Below are 18,277 nucleotides of genomic sequence, written 5' to 3' on the forward strand. Positions count from 1 at the left end.
TTTTACTCAATGATTGATGATTAGTCGTCTATAGCAAATGTTATAGTGACACTAACATGATAATTCAATTCACCTCCTGAAAAGTTTGTATCTGCATAGCTTGCAGATTGTGCTCTACTCATAAGGCGTGGTGTTGGATAATATTCGTTATTACTTTCATTAATTGTAATAATCTTTCCTAATTTCACGTTGGCTGCTTGAGCTAAGGTTTCTGCTTTTGCAATAGCTTCAATAACAGCTTTTTTACGTGCTTCTTTATATAATGGCTTTGTATCGGCATTGGTAAAGGTAATTCCATTAACAGAATTCACACCAAGTGCCATTGCTTGATCAAATATTTTACCAGCATTGGCCAGATTACGGATATTTACTGTTAAAGAATTTGAAACATGATAAGTTATTTCATTGTTCTTTTTTTCTTGTTTTTTATCTGAGTTCGTTTGGTAAATAGATAAGCCTGATGTTTGCAAGTCATTTGCTTGAATGCCATTATTTTTAAAAGTATCTAAAATATCATTCATAAATTTATTATTCGCTGCTAATGCTTTTTGAGCAGTCGTATCATGAGTCACAACGGCTAGATTGATAATCGCCATGTCTGGTGTTGCTTGGTTTTCACCGGTTGCTGTAACTGTAATTGTTGGTGCATTTTTTATTGTTTCTTCCGCATGTACGAAGCATGAAGTAGTGAGTAGAGATAATACAGTCAATATCGACAACTTAATTCGGTAGACCTTCAACAGTTGGAAAATCATTTTAGTCATGTTCAATCCTTATAATATATATATATTCTATTACTTTCCCATTTTTTGTATTTATTGTAAAGGAATTAGGGCGCTGAAAGAAAAAAAAACGAGAAGAAAGAAAAAAAGACGAAGTATAATTAAAGCAAGCTCTTGTATAATAGGATATTTTAGTTTATATAATAGGATATTTTAGTTTAGAGAAAATCTCTGTGGGGCCTGTAGCTCAATTGGTTAGAGCCAGCGGCTCATAACCGCTTGGTTGGGGGTTCGAGTCCCTCCGGGCCCACGTTTTCCTAATAAAATCAATATATTTATTTCAAGATGAGGGACCTTGTGGGTATTCATTCCATTAGTCTATCTCTGGTATGAGAAGGTCATGATATAAAGGTCCTTAATTAGGTTTTACTGATCAAGGATTTATGTGGTATGTACAGTCGTTTTTCTGATCTTAGCAAGAATGGTGATTTATTAATGCTTTATTTCGTGAAAAAAGAAGTTGTGGCTAGTGTTTATTGCACCATTTTTTAGATAAATGATGATTAGCAGTCTTAATAGGAAATAGGAATCGTCTAGTTTTTCTCTTTATACTCTTTGTTTATAAAGTAACAATGATATATTGCAGTGATATGTGGTAGTTGGGGTGAAACTTTATGGATATTAAGGATCAATTGTGTCTGTACTGCCTCCTTTAACAATTCGCCTTTGTGGGCCACGCGGGTTTTGTGCTGGTGTTGATCGTGCTATCCAGATTGTTATTCTTGCATTGAAAAAATATGGTTCTCCAGTATATGTCCGTCATGAAATTGTACACAACCGCTATGTTGTTGAGGGATTGCAGCAACGAGGAGCCATTTTTGTTGAAGAACTTTGTGAGATACCTGAAGGGCATCGTAGTCGACCTGTTGTGTTTTCTGCTCATGGTATACCAAAGTCTGTACTAGAAGATGCTGTTCGTTACAATCTATTTTATCTTGATGCGACATGTCCATTAGTTTCTAAAGTCCATAAGCAAGCAATTCGTCATCAACGTCATGGCCGTCATGTTATATTGATTGGTCATGCTGGTCATCCTGAAGTAATTGGAACTATGGGGCAGCTTGAAGAAGAGAATGTTACATTGATTGAAACGGTAGAAGATGCTTTATATTATCAACCAAATAATCCAAATAAATTAGGATTTGTAACACAAACAACACTCTCTGTTGAAGATACAGCAGAGATTCTTAATATATTAAAACAACGTTTTCCTGCGTTAGCAGCTCCAGCGGCTGAATCAATTTGTTACGCTACCACTAATCGGCAAGATGCTGTTAAGGCAGCAGCGTTAGGAAGTGATTTATTTTTAATTGTTGGTTCACCGAATTCATCTAATTCTAGACGTTTGGTGGAAGTTGCTGAGAAATTTGGTGCGCGTCAATCTATTTTAATTCAGCGTGCTAATGAAATTGATTTTGATAATCTAGGTATTCTTTCAGTCATTAGTCTTTCAGCAGGAGCGTCAGCTCCTGAAATTATTGTTGATGAAATCATCACAGCGTTTCGTGCACGTTATGATGTTACAATAGAATTGGCTGAAACTTTAGTTGAAACGGAAACATTTTTAGTGAATCGTGAATTACGTGATATCAGCCTATCTTCTCAAGATATAGCTTTTATTAAAGGACGAGCAGAAGTACTGAAAGATGAAAATAACGATAACAGTGTTCATCAAATAAAAGAAAAATAGGCGCAATTATAGGGGATATAATCTAAGGCATTTAAACCACGTTACTCAATAGGTTTGCTTTTAAAAACAAGGAAAAGAGAGGATGTTGGAAATCTAGAGTTTTATAAAATAGAGTGACTATTCGCTTTAATGTTTATGACAAGCATTTTTTAGAAAATAATTTATCTTTTATATATCTCTGTACAGCATTTATATCCGATATAGCCTTTCTTGTTATAAGAATTGTTTTAAAAGGTAATAATATTATAATTTGTTGTATTGGAAAGGAGATATAGTTTTGCAATTTTAATGTATGTTATTGCTGCTTGATAGGTTATAACGTAATGTGGCTTTATGCTTTTTACTTATACCTTTCTAAAATTAACGAGATGAATTTCTTGATAGTTTTGTTCTTCAAAAAAATCATTAAAATATTGGTTTGAACTTTATTTTTGCAGTAATGTGAACTTGTTGGCTGAGATAGAGTTTTGTTTTTGTTATGTTAAATCGAAAAAAAGTTGTTGAAATTTATACAGATGGTGCTTGTTCAGGAAATCCTGGTTTGGGAGGATGGGGAGCAATTTTACGCTGGAATGGTCATGAACGTGAGCTTTATGGTGGAGAAGTATATACGACCAATAATCAGATGGAACTTATGGCGGCGATTCGCGCGTTAAATGCTCTGAAGGAATCATGTTTGGTTGATCTTTATACGGATTCAGCTTATGTGCGTAACGGGATTTCTACCTGGGTTGAGAGATGGAAAAAAAATAATTGGCGTACTGCATCGAAAAATCCTGTTAAAAATATGGAGTTATGGCAAGCCCTTGACTATGCTTGTTCTCAACATGATATCAGATGGCACTGGATAAAAGGACACGCAGGTCATCCAGATAATGAGCGCGCAGACGCACTTGCACGTAAAGCAATTACTGAATATCGTGAAAATGGCTGTTTTTCGATATAATTTTTTATCTCATGGAATGACAGTACGGTTTGATTATGTGTTTATTGCAAATGTTCCACTGAAGGCATGATCTTGGTAAGAAATAGTATAAAAAACTGTTTCATTTAATTCATCTGAATCAAAATATATTGGAGCACTGAAGACCGTATATCCCTGGTGATCGCTTATTTTTTTTGCTGGTCCAATCTGTATTGTTTTTCCATCTAAAAAGAGAGCAGAAGGTGTGATTATTTTATTATTTTTTATTTTTATTAAGAGGGTATTTCCATTTTTTTCAGCATGTATTTTAAATGCATTATCGGCTGTACGGGGTAAAGCATCTTGGGCTTTTTTTAATAAGGATAGAGAAAGAGATGTATTATTTTGAGTCGATGAGGAAAAATTAAAATCGATAGTAAAGGGGATACAAATTTCATTACACATTCCAAGGGTTAAAGAACCACTTAGATTTTCATCTGAACCAGAGATATTAAAGGGTAGTACGACTTTATTTTTATAACCTAATGACCAATCATTTTCTGTTGTATAGAGTTGTGGTGTAGGATAAAAAATTTCATAAGAGACTTGTTGGTTGAAATTAAAAAAGGGTGCCATCCCCGAATTTCCGGGATTTCGCCAATAGGTTTTCCATTTTGGTTTTAACGTAATTTCAATAATGCCGCTTTTTGTCTCAGAAAGAGAAGATGAAGTTATAGCTAATCTAGCATAGCCACCCTCTGATTCATGCCAAGGTGTTGCAATAAGATATGGTTTTTGTTCTGCTTGAGAATTAACAAGAAAGTAGAAAAATCCTAAAAATACAAATATTATTTTCAAAATTAATAAGAGATTTTTCTGAAAACGATTTGGAATTTTTTGTAAATTTTGAAATATTTGCAATTTTTTCATTTGATCTTTATTCTCTACTGATACTGACTTAATTGAAGTCAAAAAATTGAATTATGGAGGCTATCAAATTATGAAACAGCATGAAGGGTTTCTAAATGGACAGTTGCTCATAGCAATGCCTGGAATGAATGACAAGCGCTTTGTTCGTTCTGTTATCTACATTTGTGCCCATTCTAATGCTGGTGCTATGGGAATTATTCTTAATCAGTTACATGATATTAATTTTCCTGAACTTTTGCTTCAACTGGGTGTAATTAACCAAAATCAAAAAAATTATCTTTCCGAGCCAATAAAAAAATTTCCAATACGCTGTGGTGGACCTATTGATACGTCTCGTGGTTTTGTACTGCATTCAGATGATTATGCTTGTGAAGCAACTATCTCTGTTACAGACAAAATTTGTCTTACTACAACCCTTGGTGTATTAAAAGCCATGAGTTGTGAGAGGGGGCCTGAACATGCTCTTATAGCTTTGGGGTATGCCGGATGGAAAGCAGGACAGCTTGAAACAGAGATTTATGCAAATGGTTGGTTGATTAGTCCTACATCTCCTAGCTTTCTTTTTGAAAGTGATATCAGTAGTAAGTATGATGAAAGCCTTATTCGCATGGGAATTAGTCCAACTTCTCTTATTTCTAAACCAGGTCATGCATAGTCATTCATTTTGTAACATTTCTTAATTATAGGTATGAGAGAAGTGGTTTTGAACAAGAGCAATCAATTCTTCAACAGCAATTGGTTTAGTGACGGTCGTACTTTGAACATACTTACAACCTTCTTGTCGTAAGAAAATAGCTTCTTTTTCATTTTCTACGCCTTCTGCTATGATTTGTAAATTAAGATCAGTAGCCATTCTGATAATTGATTTAAGTACAAGTTTTTTCTTATGTGAATCGATAGAGATAAGTGAACGATCTAATTTAACCATGTCGAATGGATAACGGACAAGATATGTAAGTGATGAATAACCTGTTCCAAAATTATCTAATGCTAGATTCATTCCTAGTGCTTTAATCTCTTCAAAAAAATGAGCTGATTGTTCAGGATTTTTTCTTAAAACAAGCTCAGATATTTCTATCATCAATCGTCCTTTACTAACCGGATTGCGAAGAAGAGCAGAGCGTATTTGACGTATACAATCAGGATGAATCATTTCTGCACTTGGCAAATTGATAGAGATAAAGAAAGGATGTTTAGCACATTTTTCTTGTATATTTATAAGATCTACGAGCGCGCGATCAACGATGAATTGTACTAAATCCATAATGAGTTGTTCACTTTCTACGATTTTAATAAAATCGTGGATATTTAAATTTCCATGATTGGGGTGTTGCCATTCTACGATTGTTTCAAAACCAATAATGTTTCCATCTGATAAATTAAGAATAGGGTGATAGAGGATTTTTATTTCATTACGTTCGATAGCATGATGAATGTCTTTTTTGATATTGTTATGTTCGAGATCTAAAGTACGAAAACTCGGGCGGAAAGGTTCAATGTGATTACCACCCATTTGTTTTGCATGGATCATTGCTAGTTCACTGTCATTGAAAATATTTTGAGCAGTTGATTTGTTATCACTCCATGTAGCCAGGCCAATGGATGTGGAAAGCGTTATAGTTTTTTCTTCAAGAGTAATGGGTGCTGAAATTGTTTTGAGCAGATGATTTGCGAACATTGCAATTTTTTTGGGTTCTGTTTCGCTGAGTAAAATAATTGCAAAACGATCTGCGGAAAGGCGTGATAAGGTGTCTTGCAGGTTAATAAGGCGGCTTAAACGACGTGCAATTATCAAGAGGACTGTGTCCCCAACCGCTATACCTAGTTTATGATTAATTTGACGAAAATTATCAAAATCAATCATAAAAATTGTTGGTTTAATTTTTATATTTGCTTTAGCTAAAGAGCTATAATTTTGTAATCTATCGAGGAAAATTTGTTGGTTAGGAAGACCGGTTAAGCTGTCATGAATTGCATCGTGTAGTAAACGTTCTTCGGCTTTTTTGTGATTGGTAATATTGAGAATGCTTCCGATAACACGGGTAATTTTTCCGTCTTTTTGTATAGCTGGGCGTGCACGGAGAGAAAACCAATGATAATGACCACCACCGGAGGAGATCCGAAAAATCTGATCAATCCGTCCTGTTTTATTTTCAAGAATGATATTTAAAACAGCCTGAAAGCGTTCGCGATCATCATAATGCAAGGCTAAAATCCAGTCGTTCATAGTACCGTTGAGTTTGCGGGCGTGCTTACCAAAAAGGCTTGTCATATCTGGGTGAACAACAATCCGGTCACGCTCGACATTCCAGTCCCAAATAATACTTCCAGCTCCTCTAGCTGCCAGAACTTGTCGTTCGAGATCGGAAAAAATGCCCTCATGGAAAGCATCATTAGAAAACGTTTGTTGCATGACAAGAAAGCTGATAAGAAGAACAATCAGCACCAGTCCTCCAGCTAGAGCTTGTGGAACAATATCATTATCTAAATATCCTATTATGCATGCATAAGCTTCAAGAGACCAAAAGCTAATTAACAACCATGTTGGAATAAGCATGATTGCACGGTCATATTTACGGATTGAAAAATAGCTGATCAATATAATACCAAGTATGGTTGTAAGTCCAAATGATAAGCGAGCAATTCCAGCTGCTCTAGTAGGATCATAAATAGCAAATGCTCCTAGTCCGCAGAAAGATATAATCCATATAATTGCACCATAGCTAAAGTGATAATGCCAACGATTAAGGCAAAGATAAGTAAACAGAAAAGTAAAGAGTGTTGCAGCAAGTGCAACTTCTGTACCAGCACGCCAAATTGGTTCTGTTATTGGTGTAATTGCAAAGAGTTTATTCCAAAAATTGAAATCAATACCAATGTAAAAAAGAACAGCCCAAGCAACAGCAGCTGTTGCAGGGAAAAGACTTGTTCCACGAACGACAAATAAAATAGTTAATAGGAGCGCTAAAAGTCCTGATATACCAAGAAGAATGCCATGATAAAGTGTATAAGAATTAATGGTATCTTTGTAAGCTTCAGGTTGCCATAAGTAGATCTGTGGTAGATTTTTAGAGCTTAATTCTGCAACAAATGTAATCACAGTGTTAGGATTAAGAGTGATACGAAAAATATCTGCATTTGCATTCGTTTGACGATCAAGAGAAAAACCTGCACTTGGAGTTATAGATTGGATCCGTACTGATCCAAGATCCGGCCAAAGAAAACCTGAATGAGCCATACGATAATGGGGAACAACAATTAGACGGTCAATTTGTTCATCTGTTGGATTTGCAAGGGAAAATACTGCCCAGTTTCCAGAAAAATTTTCACTTTTTGCTTGTACTTCAATACGCCATATAATACCATCTGGCCCTGGTGCTGTGCTGGTTTGGAAGATAGGGTTATTGGTGTGATGAATTTCAATAGCTTTGGACAAATCAAGAGCTATATCCTGAGGAGAAATTTTGATTGGTTCGATTGCTTGTACTGATGAAAGGCATACAAAAAGACTAATGATTATGACAAGAACGGTATTGATTATTTTACCAAAACTCTTCACGTTGCCTCACTCTCAGTATTTGAAGCTCTTGAATTTCAAACGAGACTTTCGAGAAAATTCTTCCACTTGATTAGTTGTTATTTTTATTTAGTTGTTATTTTTATAAAGAGCGGTTGTCATTATTCTTTTGAAAAAATCATACAGATTTTATACAAAAAATAGATCAGATATCTGCTCGTACTAATGAGTCTCAAAATTAACGGAATTTTGTCCTTTTTAAAAGGAAAAATTCAGCTATTTAACCATTTATTATTAGATTTTACGCAATATACTCTTGTTGGTTAAGTTATCTATGTGGAGTATTCATTAGCCAGTTTTGCTCGCTTTTTTGATAAAACTTATTTAATCTAATAAGAAAATTTTTTGTGATAATTTTCATTAAAGATATGTGGGGATAGGGTTTTAAAGTAATTTGTGCATATCAAATTATCATTTTATCTAATTTATGAAGGTGTATTCTTTATTTCTTTTAGAGAAGAGAGTTCATATTAGGTGAAAGAGTTGATACTAAATCGTTAAAATTCATGAGCGGTTCAATAGGTCCAACAGCTGCTAAAGTTGGCTTAGAATTGATAAAAAGATGTTTAGCTAGATCAGTGAGTTGTTCTAAGGTAATAAGTTCTACACATTCAGTCATTTCAGAGATTGGAATTGGTCTACCATAAAGGAGCATTTGGCGAGCGATAAGATGTGCTTGACTAGATGGATTTTCTTGTGACATTGTAAGATTAGCGCGATATTGTGCCTGCGCTCGTTGAAGTTCATTTATATGAATATTTTTGCTTATTTTATAGAGCTCATCAAGAGTAACTGGTAGAAGTGTTTCTAATCCTTCTTGTCCGGTAGCAGCATGAAGACCGAAGAGCCCAGTATCTGAAAATCCCCAATGGAAAGCATAAATAGAATAGCATAATCCGCGTTTTTCTCTTATTTCTTGGAATAAGCGTGATGACATACCGCCTCCAAGAATGATTGAAAGAATCTGAGCCGCATAAAAATCATGCGCATGATATGGGCGTCCTTCAAAACCAAGTACAACTTGCGTATCCATTAGATCACGATATTCGCGAAAGTCACCACCGGTATAATTAGCAAGATTAACTAAAGGAGCTGTTGAATGGGGTTGGAAAGTGCTAAGACAACTTTCCACTTGGCGCAAAAAACTTTCATGTTCTACAGATCCTGCAGCAACTACGATCATGCGGTCTGCACTATATTGTTGTTTCATAAAATTGTGAAGATCAGCTGATGTAAATGATTGAACCGTTTTCTGTGTTCCTAAAATAGAACGACCAAGAGATTGATGACGAAAGGCGGTTTCAGTAAAATAGTCAAAAACGATATCATCAGGAACATCACAAGTAGCGCCAATTTCTTGGAAAACGACTTGTTTTTCACGTTCTAATTCATCTTCGTCAAATTTTGAACATGTCATAATATCGGCTAGAATATCAATAGCAAGGGGAATATCTTTTTTAAGAACACGTGCAAAATAGGCAGTTGTTTCAATACTTGTGGTAGCATTGATCTCTCCACCAACATCTTCAATATCAGTTGCGATTTGAAAAGCTGTACGGTTTTCTGTTCCTTTGAAAGCCATATGTTCAAGTAGATGCGCAATGCCATGTTGTGTAAAGGTTTCGTTACGTGAACCAACTTTAACCCATATTCCAAGCGCTACACTTTCAATTTGTGGCATTTTATGTGTGGCGATAGTCAAACCATTACTGAGGCGGCTGATATCTACACCCATGTATTATTACTCCATTTAATCAACCAAATACACAATATAACGGCATTGGAATGTTTTTGCCTTAAATAAATGCAGCTAGCTATAATAAGATGCACGCGATTTTAAAGAAAATAGTCTTTTACTATTTTTTCCATTATTAGCAATGATTTGTAAAGTGCCTTCCATAATTTATGAGATTTTCTAGAAAAATTAGTCATGGTAGATGAATAAGACTAACGTAATATTAGATGATTGAGGAATGTGAGCGGTAGTAAGAGTAATCATCATGAAAGATATGTGATTATTTATTGTGATGAGCGATTTTGAGTGCAATTTCTGTATGTAGATTAGTGAGATAACCGCTGTCTTGAGACACGCTATCAATTATCAGGTAGTTTTGTGAATATGATTTGTTTTGTTAAAGGATAGAGAAAAATATTTTTGAGTCATTTTTTATTATTTTGGAAACGGCTTAATTCAAGATTGCAATATCAATAATCTTGGAAGTCTAAATTAATTTAAATTTTTGGCTTTCAAGTTGATAGATGTTCAAAATTAGAAAAAAATCAATTTTCATCGATATAGAGAATGATATTATATTACTTATAGGTGTTTTTCATAGATGCTATTGATCACTATTCATGCAAGGATATTAATAATGTTCATTGCAATGATTAATTCCTCTATGAATTATTCGTATCAATTTATCTTTTATTTTGATAGTTTTCATTTTTTAGTTTGTATGACTTTACCCTTTTATGATGATAGGATGCTCTTAAATTTTACGACTAGATCCTAGTTTTTAATAGTAATTCTTAAATTTTTTAGTCAAAAATTACTGAGAGAGTATATGAGCTAATATATGTTGGAGATATCTTTTTATTATTGTGAATCTTTCCATATTTTCATTGCTTCTAAGGTTTCCGGTAAATGCGCATGTTTTGTAATAACCGTTTCAGCGCCAGCTTCTATAAGAGCATTAGAGTGGCCAAGATAACTGTGGGAGCCTCCAGTAAAGCCGATAACACGCATTCCTGCAGAAGTAGCAGCGTGTACACCATGAATAGAATCTTCTACAACAATAGTATTTTCTGGTTGTACACGTAATTCTTGTGCTGCAAAGAGAAAGACATCAGGTGCAGGTTTTGGTTTTTTTGTTCCAACTTCGGGTGCAGAAAATATTTTGTTATCAAAAAAGTGATAGAGTTTAACAGTGTTAAGCATATCTTTTATATCTGCACTCCTTGCATTTGAGCAAATACAATACGGATAATGAGGTTTAATAATTTCTATTACCTCTTTGACACCATTAATAATACGTAATTCAGTTTTCATTTGTATGCGAAACAGATGTGCCATTCTATCTATGAAATTAGCAGAAATTGGTTTTTTAATTTCTTGTTCAACTTTTTTTAGAATGTCTTGAAAAATAAGTCCTGAATAGCGTTCGCTTAGTTCTTCGGGTGATATTTTATATCCGATTTCTTTAAGCAATTGTGATCCAATTTTTGCTACAAGATATTCAGAATCTACTAAAACTCCATCACAATCAAAAATAATAAGATCAATTTGTAGCATAAGATATTCCTTATTATAATGCGCTTAAGAATTTTCATAAAATGATATTGAAAGGCTTTCGTTTTATAAAGATATATTTTGAAAGATTGTTTTCATTAGTTTGATAATATGAACAATATAATACAAAGGAGTAAAATAAAGATTTATCAATATTAAATTATTTTTCTTGCATTGAATAAAATAAATTTAAATTAGCTTAACGATACGTTTACTCTATTTTGTGAAGATAGACGACGATTAGATTAATTAATCATTTTAATTATAGATCATTTCCGTTCGTATTGTTGAGTTTTTTATGACAATTGTTCAGCTACAAAAAAATCAGGCTTGTACTTCTTCACAGACGCAGTGGCGTAATAAAATCTTTAAAGGAGATTGTGTTGCAGTACTAGAAAAACTTCCTAAACATTCTGTTGATGTAATTTTTGCAGATCCTCCTTATAATTTGCAATTAGAGAGTGTCTTGTATCGTCCAGATTACTCACGCGTTGATGCAGTTGATGACGCATGGGACCAGTTTGAAAGTTTTGCTGCTTATGATGCTTTTACACGTGCATGGTTGCTTGCATGTCGTCGTGTATTAAAACCTAATGGGACAATTTGGGTTATTGGATCTTACCATAATATTTTTCGAGTTGGTACAGCATTACAGGATTTGGGTTTTTGGATGCTTAATGATATTATTTGGCGAAAAAATAATCCTATGCCGAATTTTCGAGGGCGTCGCTTTCAAAATGCTCACGAAACGCTTATTTGGGCTGTTCGAGATCAAAAAGATAAAAAATATATATTTAATTATGATGCTTTAAAAGCTGCCAATGAAGATAGACAAATGCGTTCAGATTGGTTGTTTCCTCTCTGTACAGGTGCTGAGCGCTTAAAAGATAAAATAGGACGTAAATTACATCCAACACAAAAGCCTCAATCTTTACTGGCCCGTATCATTATGGCTTCTAGCAAACCTGGTGATGTTATTCTTGATCCATTTTTTGGTTCGGGAACAACAGGTGCTGTTGCCAAACTTTTAGGTCGTGATTTTGTAGGAATTGAACGCGAGCAACATTATATTGATGCAGCTTCCGAGAGAATTGCTGCAGTTAAACCTTTAGCTAAATCAGAATTAGAAATTTTAAAAACAAAAAAGGCAGAACCACGCATAGCATTTTCTAGCTTGCTGGATGCAGGATTGCTTTATCCTGGAAGTATCCTTTATGATAAGAAGAAAGAAGTATCTGCTCTTGTCAGAGCTGATGGAACTATTATGTATGATGGTGAAGCAGGATCTATTCATATGATAGGAAGAAAGGCTCAGGCTTCGCAAAGTTGTAATGGTTGGACATTTTGGTATTATGAAGAAAATGGTCTCTTGAAATCGATAGATAGTTTAAGAATGATGATACGCTCACAGATGTTGAAAGCTAATACTATATAAGTTGCATTGATGTTAATCGTGGATAAAGTATTAGTGTAGTCAATTCTTATTTGGCAGAGGGAGAAGTTATTTGAATTTAAAAGGAGAAGAAATAGCTATAGCAATGGCTTTTTTCATAACGGTAGGAAGTGCTTCTTCGGTAAGATGATGGATATCGCACCACCAACCATTTTTAAGTTTTATTCCGCGAATATTATCTGCACAGTAGACGTTAAGTTTTAAAGAAAAATGAGTAAAAATATGCGTAATTTCTCCCTTAAGTTTCCAATTAGCCGAACAAGGGGCATTTTGCAGTCCATTTTCTTCATTTATTCCAATGTTATTAGGAATTTGGGTCATGCCGTTGAGTAATTTTGTATGCTGTCGTTTTTCTAAGTAAATTTGTTTATTTTCATTGAGTATTACAAAAGCAGCACCAGTTTTTAAAGGGCGTTCTTTTTTAGGTGCTTTTACTGGAAAAGCTTCTGCTGCCTGCATTTTCATTGCTGTGCACAAATTTTGAAGAGGGCAGAGTAAGCAAGACGGCTTACGGGGCGTGCAAATTGTTGAACCTAAATCCATCATAGCTTGAGCAAAATCACCAGGACGTTTTACATCTGTAATTTCTAGTGTTTTTTCTTTAATTTCAGATTTTGCTTTAGGCAATATTGAAGTAATGGCAAATAAGCGTGTTATAATACGTTCGACATTACTATCAACGACAGCTACAGGATGACCAAAGGCAATTGCAGCAATAGCTGCTGCAGTATAGTCTCCAATACCCGGTAAAGTGCGTAATATTTCTACTGACTGTGGAAATTTACCTCTATGATTTTTAACAAGTTGAGTAGCACAATTTTTAAGATTGCGTGCACGTGAATAATAACCAAGACCCGCCCATGCTTTCATGATATCATCTTGTGATGCTTGTGATAAAGAGAAGAGATCAGGCCAAAGTTTTAGAAATTTTTTAAAGTAAGGTTTAACAGCTTCAACTGTTGTTTGTTGGAGCATGATTTCAGATAACCAAATTTGATAAGGATCAGGGTAAATGCCTTTTATTTGTTTTGTAGGGGGCGTACGCCATGGTAAATGGCGATAATTTTGATCATACCAAGAAAGGAGAAGTGAAGAAATTTCATACATCGTTGTTTTTAATCATAAACAAGTCTAAAATACAAAAAAAGCGTATATTTTGCAATTTATAGTTTGTTTTTAATGATTAATGATAAAAATTCTAGTTCATTACATGGAGTTTCTTAAGGTGTATTTGTGATTAATTTTTAAAGTAGTGGTTTTAAATGTCGAAAAGAAAATGATTGTGATTTAATAATAGTCTAGGATGGAATGCGCAAAAAAACACAAAAATACCATTTTTATTCTCTTTCTGAAATGGTATCTGAAATGCTTGATCCGATTTTACGCAAAAGGACAGGACTTAATATAGCGCTCATAGAACATTGGTCACAGATTGTAGGCCAGGATGTTGGCGAACATACAATGCCAATCAAAATTATTTGGAAATATCGTGCAGATCAAAATGATACATTTCATCCGGGGACACTTGTGGTTGCCTGTGAAGGATTTACTACGCTAAAGTTAATGCATGAAACAGATGAATTGATTCAAAGAATTAATAGTTTCTTTGGATATATTGCTATTGACCGAATCAAAATTGAACAAAAGCAAATATCAGTTTTCACTGATCGTGCGGAAGTAGAATTATTTCCAGATGAAAAAAATCAAAGACGCTTAAAAAAAATGCTTGAAGAGATTGAAGATAAAAGCTTACATCAATCACTTTATAAACTTGGATGTTGCATTTTTATGGAAAAAAAATAATAAAGAAGGAAAAGCGTGTTATATTTCTTTCCCTTAATGAAGAGGTATTAAATTTTTATTTGTTGAAGTCAAACAGAAAAGTGTTATTTATGATTAATTATCGTTTCATCGTATCTTTCGTAGTCATTTTTATTTGGGGTATAACTGCACAGGTCTGTGCAACAACAACTTTAGTGAGTAAAGCTAAGCCAGTAGCAACTGTTGATATGGTTGAGCTCCTTAAATCAGGTAAAGTTAAAGATAAAGTTGAGGGTGAAGATAATGCTCCTGTGACTATTATTGAATATGCTTCACTTACATGCGCTTTTTGTGCTGATTTTTACAATGTTATACTTCCTGAACTTCGTAAAAAATACATCAAAACAGGTAAAGTAAAACTTATTTTTCGCGATTTTGCTTACGATCCTCGGGCGACAGCGGGTTTTATGTTGGCTAGGTGTGCTCCAGAAGAGCGTTATTTTCCTTTGATAGAAGTTTTGTTTCAAAAACAATCCGAGTGGGTTATTGCACCAGATGCTTTAGAGCCATTGAAAAAAATTGCCTTTATGGCCGGTTTTAACGATGAAAGCTTTAATGCATGTTTAAAAAATCAATCTATTTTAAATGAAGTGAATGCATCTTTTGAACGTGGAAAAGAGCTTGGTGTTACAGCAACGCCAACCTTCTTTATTAACGGTAAAAAGTATGAAGGTGCTATGTCAACGGAAGATTTCTTTTCAGTAATTGATAGTTTTCTTTAACAACAGACATTGTTTCCGAAAATGAAGATTGGTAATTATGATTGTTGGTCTTCTTGTTGGAGGAGAATGCTTTCATACCTTACTATAAGGCAGTATTTTATTTGGCTTCGTTAATTTTAAAATCGAAAGGCTATTTTTAATGATTAGCTTCGGTCAAGTAATATTGTAATACTGATAATTGAGCGGATTTGTACGATGGCAAAATGGGTTTATAGTTTTGGTAATGGTAAAGCAGAAGGAAGTGCGAGCGAATGTAATCTGCTTGGTGGTAAGGGGGCTAGCTTAGCAGAAATGAGTAATCTTGGTTTACCTGTTCCTCCTGGATTTACTCTTACAACAGAAGTTTGCAGCTTTTATTATACTCATGATCGAACATATCCAAAAGAGTTGCAGGAGGATGTTAGACAAGCACTCCGACGTGTTGGAGAACAGACAGGACGCGAATTTGCTCATAAACAAATGCCGCTTTTGCTGTCTGTTCGTTCAGGAGCTCGGGCTTCTATGCCAGGGATGATGGATACAGTGCTTAATCTTGGTATGAATGACGATACTGTAAAAGCAATTGCTGTACAAGCTGATAATGAGTGCTTTGCTTATGATAGTTATCGTCGTTTTATCCAAATGTATTCTAATGTTGTTTTGGGGGTAGATCATTCCCATTTTGAGGAGATTCTTGATGACGTAAAAGCACGTAATGGTTATAGCGTTGATACAGAAATGACAGCAGCTGATTGGAAAAATATTATTGTTCTTTATAAAGCATGTGTTGAAGAAAAGTTAGGAGAACCCTTTCCACAAGATCCTGAGAAACAATTATGGGGTGCAATTGGAGCGGTTTTTTCAAGTTGGATGACAGCGCGTGCAGTTACTTATCGTCGTTTACATAATATTCCTGAAAGTTGGGGAACAGCAGTTAATGTGCAGGCTATGGTGTTTGGCAATATGGGTGAAGATTCAGCAACAGGTGTTGCTTTTACACGTAATCCATCGACAGGGAAAAAAGAACTCTATGGTGAGTTTTTAGTCAATGCACAAGGGGAAGATGTTGTAGCAGGTATTCGTACACCTCAGAATATTACCGAAGTTGCTCGTATTGCAGCTGGTTCAAATAAGCCATCATTAGAAAAAATTATGCCAGAGGCTTTTTCAAAATTGTGTCAGATGGCGTATAAGCTTGAACAGCATTATCGAGATATGCAAGATCTAGAGTTTACAATTGAAAAGGGTAAATTGTGGATGTTGCAGACTCGTTCAGGAAAACGAACGGCACGTGCAGCTTTAAAGATAGCCGTTGAGATGGTTGAGGAAGGATTGATAAGTTGCGAAGAAGCGGTAATGCGGATTGAACCAAAATCACTTGATCAGCTTTTACATCCTATGCTTGATCCCAAAGCAAAGCGATGTGTTATAGCCCGTGGTTTACCTGCTTCCCCGGGAGCGGCTACTGGTGAAATTGTTTTTACTTCTGAAGAAGCAGAAAGAGCCTCAATAGAGGGACGAAAAGTTATTTTAGTTCGTGTAGAGACAAGTCCAGAAGATCTTCATGGTATGCATGCTGCAGAAGGAATTTTAACGACACGAGGTGGAATGACAAGTCATGCTGCTGTTGTCGCTCGTGGTATGGGAAAACCTTGTGTTTCTGGTGCAAGCAGTGTGCGGATTGATTATAAAACGAATACAATGGTTGCTTCAGGTCAGAGCTTTCAAAAAGGCGATATTATTACGATAGATGGTGGAGTAGGGGAAGTTTTAAAAGGAAAGGTTGCAATGTTGCAGCCCGAACTTTGTGGAGATTTTGCTAAATTAATGGAATGGGCTGATGGAATGCGGCGAATGAAGGTTCGCGCTAACGCTGAAACAGTGACTGATGCAAATATGGGGCGTTCTTTTGGAGCTGAAGGTATTGGTCTTTGTCGTACGGAGCACATGTTCTTTACTGGTGATCGTATTGTTGCTATGCGTGAAATGATTTTAAGTAATGATGAAGATGGACGTCGCAACGCGTTGGATAAGCTTTTGCCAATGCAACGATCAGATTTTACTGAATTGTTTGAAATTATGTCTGGTTTACCTATAACTATCCGTTTTTTAGATCCTCCTTTACATGAGTTTTTGCCAAAAACAGATGCAGAAATTCTTAGTGTTGCAACGGCAATGGGCGTTTCTTCTGAACTACTTATAGAACGTGTGCACCAATTGCATGAATTTAATCCCATGCTTGGATTACGAGGATGTCGCTTAATCATTACTTATCCTGAAATTGCTGAAATGCAAGCGCGAGCAGTTTTTGAAGCAGTAGTAGAATCAGCTAAGAAGACAGGATCTCCTGTCATTCCTGAGATTATGGTACCACTTGTGGCTCTTAAGTCTGAATTGGATTTTGTTAAAGCGCGTATTGATTATGTCGCTGGTGAAGTGATGAAGGAAAAGAATGTTAATATTCAATACATAGTTGGGACAATGATTGAATTGCCAAGAGCTGCTCTTCGAGCGGGTGAAATTGCAGAAACTGCAGAATTTTTTTCATTTGGAACAAATGATTTGACGCAAACTACTTTTGGTATTTCACGTGATGATGCCGCACCGTTTTTGTCTACTTATTTGCAAAAAGGACTTTTGGAAAAAGATCCTTTTGTATCGATTGATAACGATGGGGTAGGAGAGCTGATCGCTATTGCTTCACAACGTGGGCGTTCTCAGCGCGGGAAAATTAAACTGGGTATTTGTGGTGAACATGGAGGTGATCCTCATTCTATCGCCTTGTGTGAAGAAAATGATCTAGATTATATTTCATGCTCCCCTTTTCGGGTACCGGTTGCACGTTTAGCAGCAGCACAGTCAGCAATTGTCAAAAAAACTTTGAGTTGAGGTGATACAATCGATTATTGAGTAAAGCTCATGTCTCTATTGTATAAAGTTTCTTTTACTACGATTGTTTATATTCACTTTTGATTTTCCATGTTTTATCGATATTGTTGATAGTAACTTGATCGATTTAAAGCAGTGGTTTCATTCTAAAAACGAGCAGATTTTTTATAAACAACTCATGAGGGACTATAAATTTATACCATTTAAAATTTACTCAAACTAATTATTATAAAAATAAGTT

13 protein-coding genes and 1 tRNA gene are annotated in these 18,277 nt (G+C 35.1%); 8 read left to right on the plus strand and 6 right to left on the minus strand.

From position 1 onward, the window contains the following. Nucleotides 1-20: 20 nt before the first annotated feature. Nucleotides 21-764: an SIMPL domain-containing protein gene (locus O99_RS05230; RefSeq protein ID WP_035006983.1), complete on the minus strand. Its 744-nt coding sequence runs from the start codon at nt 762-764 to the stop codon at nt 21-23. 194 nt (nt 765-958) lie between these two features. Here O99_RS05230 and O99_RS05235 point away from each other — a divergent pair. The 3 genes from O99_RS05235 (at nt 959) to rnhA (ending at nt 3,418) form a co-directional block, all read left to right on the plus strand. Continuing rightward, nucleotides 959-1,032 (plus strand) — tRNA-Ile (locus O99_RS05235). Nucleotides 1,033-1,416: 384 nt separating this feature from the next. Next, nucleotides 1,417-2,472: a 4-hydroxy-3-methylbut-2-enyl diphosphate reductase gene (ispH, locus tag O99_RS05240; RefSeq protein ID WP_035006985.1), complete on the plus strand. Its 1,056-nt coding sequence runs from the start codon at nt 1,417-1,419 to the stop codon at nt 2,470-2,472. A 478-nt stretch (nt 2,473-2,950) separates the two neighbouring features. Beyond that, nucleotides 2,951-3,418 carry a ribonuclease HI gene (gene rnhA, locus O99_RS05245; RefSeq protein WP_035006987.1) on the plus strand — a complete coding sequence of 156 codons (468 nt, stop codon included), beginning with the start codon at nt 2,951-2,953 and terminating at the stop codon, nt 3,416-3,418. 33 nt (nt 3,419-3,451) lie between these two features. Here the strand turns inward: rnhA and O99_RS05250 are convergent, their stop codons facing one another. Beyond that, the gene (locus tag O99_RS05250; RefSeq protein WP_035006989.1) at nt 3,452-4,306 is read right to left on the minus strand and encodes a protein-disulfide reductase DsbD domain-containing protein; all 855 of its coding nucleotides are present in this window, start codon (nt 4,304-4,306) and stop codon (nt 3,452-3,454) included. A gap of 70 nt (nt 4,307-4,376) precedes the next feature. Between O99_RS05250 and O99_RS05255 the strand changes: the two genes are divergently transcribed. After that, nucleotides 4,377-4,961, plus strand: coding sequence for a YqgE/AlgH family protein (locus tag O99_RS05255; protein WP_035006991.1), 585 nt, complete (start codon nt 4,377-4,379; stop codon nt 4,959-4,961). Between the two features lie 21 nt (nt 4,962-4,982). Here O99_RS05255 and O99_RS05260 read toward each other — a convergent pair whose 3' ends face one another. The 3 genes from O99_RS05260 to O99_RS05270 form a co-directional block, all read right to left on the minus strand. Then, on the minus strand, nt 4,983-7,865 hold the full coding sequence (locus O99_RS05260) for an EAL domain-containing protein (protein WP_035006992.1): 2,883 nt from the start codon (nt 7,863-7,865) through the stop codon (nt 4,983-4,985). Nucleotides 7,866-8,334: 469 nt separating this feature from the next. Further along, nucleotides 8,335-9,618 carry a M16 family metallopeptidase gene (locus O99_RS05265; protein ID WP_035006994.1) on the minus strand — a complete coding sequence of 428 codons (1,284 nt, stop codon included), beginning with the start codon at nt 9,616-9,618 and terminating at the stop codon, nt 8,335-8,337. Nucleotides 9,619-10,479: 861 nt separating this feature from the next. Beyond that, nucleotides 10,480-11,175, minus strand: a complete 696-nt coding sequence (locus O99_RS05270; protein WP_035006995.1) for an HAD family hydrolase — start codon at nt 11,173-11,175, stop codon at nt 10,480-10,482. A 295-nt stretch (nt 11,176-11,470) separates the two neighbouring features. On the opposite strand from O99_RS05270, the gene O99_RS05275 reads away from it, so the two are divergent. After that, nucleotides 11,471-12,607 carry a site-specific DNA-methyltransferase gene (locus O99_RS05275; RefSeq protein ID WP_035006997.1) on the plus strand — a complete coding sequence of 379 codons (1,137 nt, stop codon included), beginning with the start codon at nt 11,471-11,473 and terminating at the stop codon, nt 12,605-12,607. 66 nt (nt 12,608-12,673) lie between these two features. Here the strand turns inward: O99_RS05275 and mutY are convergent, their stop codons facing one another. After that, a complete protein-coding gene (mutY, locus tag O99_RS05280; RefSeq protein ID WP_035006999.1) occupies nt 12,674-13,732 on the minus strand; it encodes an A/G-specific adenine glycosylase in 1,059 nt (352 codons plus the stop codon). Nucleotides 13,733-13,933: 201 nt separating this feature from the next. Between mutY and O99_RS05285 the strand changes: the two genes are divergently transcribed. The 3 genes from O99_RS05285 to ppdK all read left to right on the plus strand — a co-directional run bounded on the left by O99_RS05285 (nt 13,934) and on the right by ppdK (nt 18,036). After that, complete coding sequence (locus tag O99_RS05285) at nt 13,934-14,428, plus strand: DUF721 domain-containing protein (protein WP_035007000.1); 495 nt, start codon at nt 13,934-13,936, stop codon at nt 14,426-14,428. An 89-nt stretch (nt 14,429-14,517) separates the two neighbouring features. Further along, nucleotides 14,518-15,168: a DsbA family protein gene (locus O99_RS05290; RefSeq protein ID WP_035007395.1), complete on the plus strand. Its 651-nt coding sequence runs from the start codon at nt 14,518-14,520 to the stop codon at nt 15,166-15,168. A 195-nt stretch (nt 15,169-15,363) separates the two neighbouring features. Continuing rightward, nucleotides 15,364-18,036, plus strand: coding sequence for a pyruvate, phosphate dikinase (gene ppdK, locus O99_RS05295; RefSeq protein WP_035007002.1), 2,673 nt, complete (start codon nt 15,364-15,366; stop codon nt 18,034-18,036). The last annotated feature ends 241 nt before the right edge of the window (nt 18,037-18,277 follow it).

Source organism: Bartonella rochalimae ATCC BAA-1498 (assembly GCF_000706645.1).
GTDB lineage: Bacteria > Pseudomonadota > Alphaproteobacteria > Rhizobiales > Rhizobiaceae > Bartonella > Bartonella rochalimae.

Excerpts from the sequence above, each read along its gene's own strand:
- mutY (WP_035006999.1), bottom strand. The coding sequence starts at position 13,732 with ATGTATGAAATTTCTTCACTTCTCCTTTCTTGGTATGATCAAAATTAT.
- O99_RS05250 (WP_035006989.1), bottom strand. The coding sequence starts at position 4,306 with ATGAAAAAATTGCAAATATTTCAAAATTTACAAAAAATTCCAAATCGT.
- O99_RS05285 (WP_035007000.1), top strand. The coding sequence starts at position 13,934 with ATGCGCAAAAAAACACAAAAATACCATTTTTATTCTCTTTCTGAAATG.
- O99_RS05290 (WP_035007395.1), top strand. The coding sequence starts at position 14,518 with ATGATTAATTATCGTTTCATCGTATCTTTCGTAGTCATTTTTATTTGG.
- O99_RS05230 (WP_035006983.1), bottom strand. The coding sequence starts at position 764 with ATGACTAAAATGATTTTCCAACTGTTGAAGGTCTACCGAATTAAGTTG.
- O99_RS05275 (WP_035006997.1), top strand. The coding sequence starts at position 11,471 with ATGACAATTGTTCAGCTACAAAAAAATCAGGCTTGTACTTCTTCACAG.
- O99_RS05270 (WP_035006995.1), bottom strand. The coding sequence starts at position 11,175 with ATGCTACAAATTGATCTTATTATTTTTGATTGTGATGGAGTTTTAGTA.
- O99_RS05265 (WP_035006994.1), bottom strand. The coding sequence starts at position 9,618 with ATGGGTGTAGATATCAGCCGCCTCAGTAATGGTTTGACTATCGCCACA.
- rnhA (WP_035006987.1), top strand. The coding sequence starts at position 2,951 with ATGTTAAATCGAAAAAAAGTTGTTGAAATTTATACAGATGGTGCTTGT.
- ppdK (WP_035007002.1), top strand. The coding sequence starts at position 15,364 with ATGGCAAAATGGGTTTATAGTTTTGGTAATGGTAAAGCAGAAGGAAGT.
- O99_RS05255 (WP_035006991.1), top strand. The coding sequence starts at position 4,377 with ATGAAACAGCATGAAGGGTTTCTAAATGGACAGTTGCTCATAGCAATG.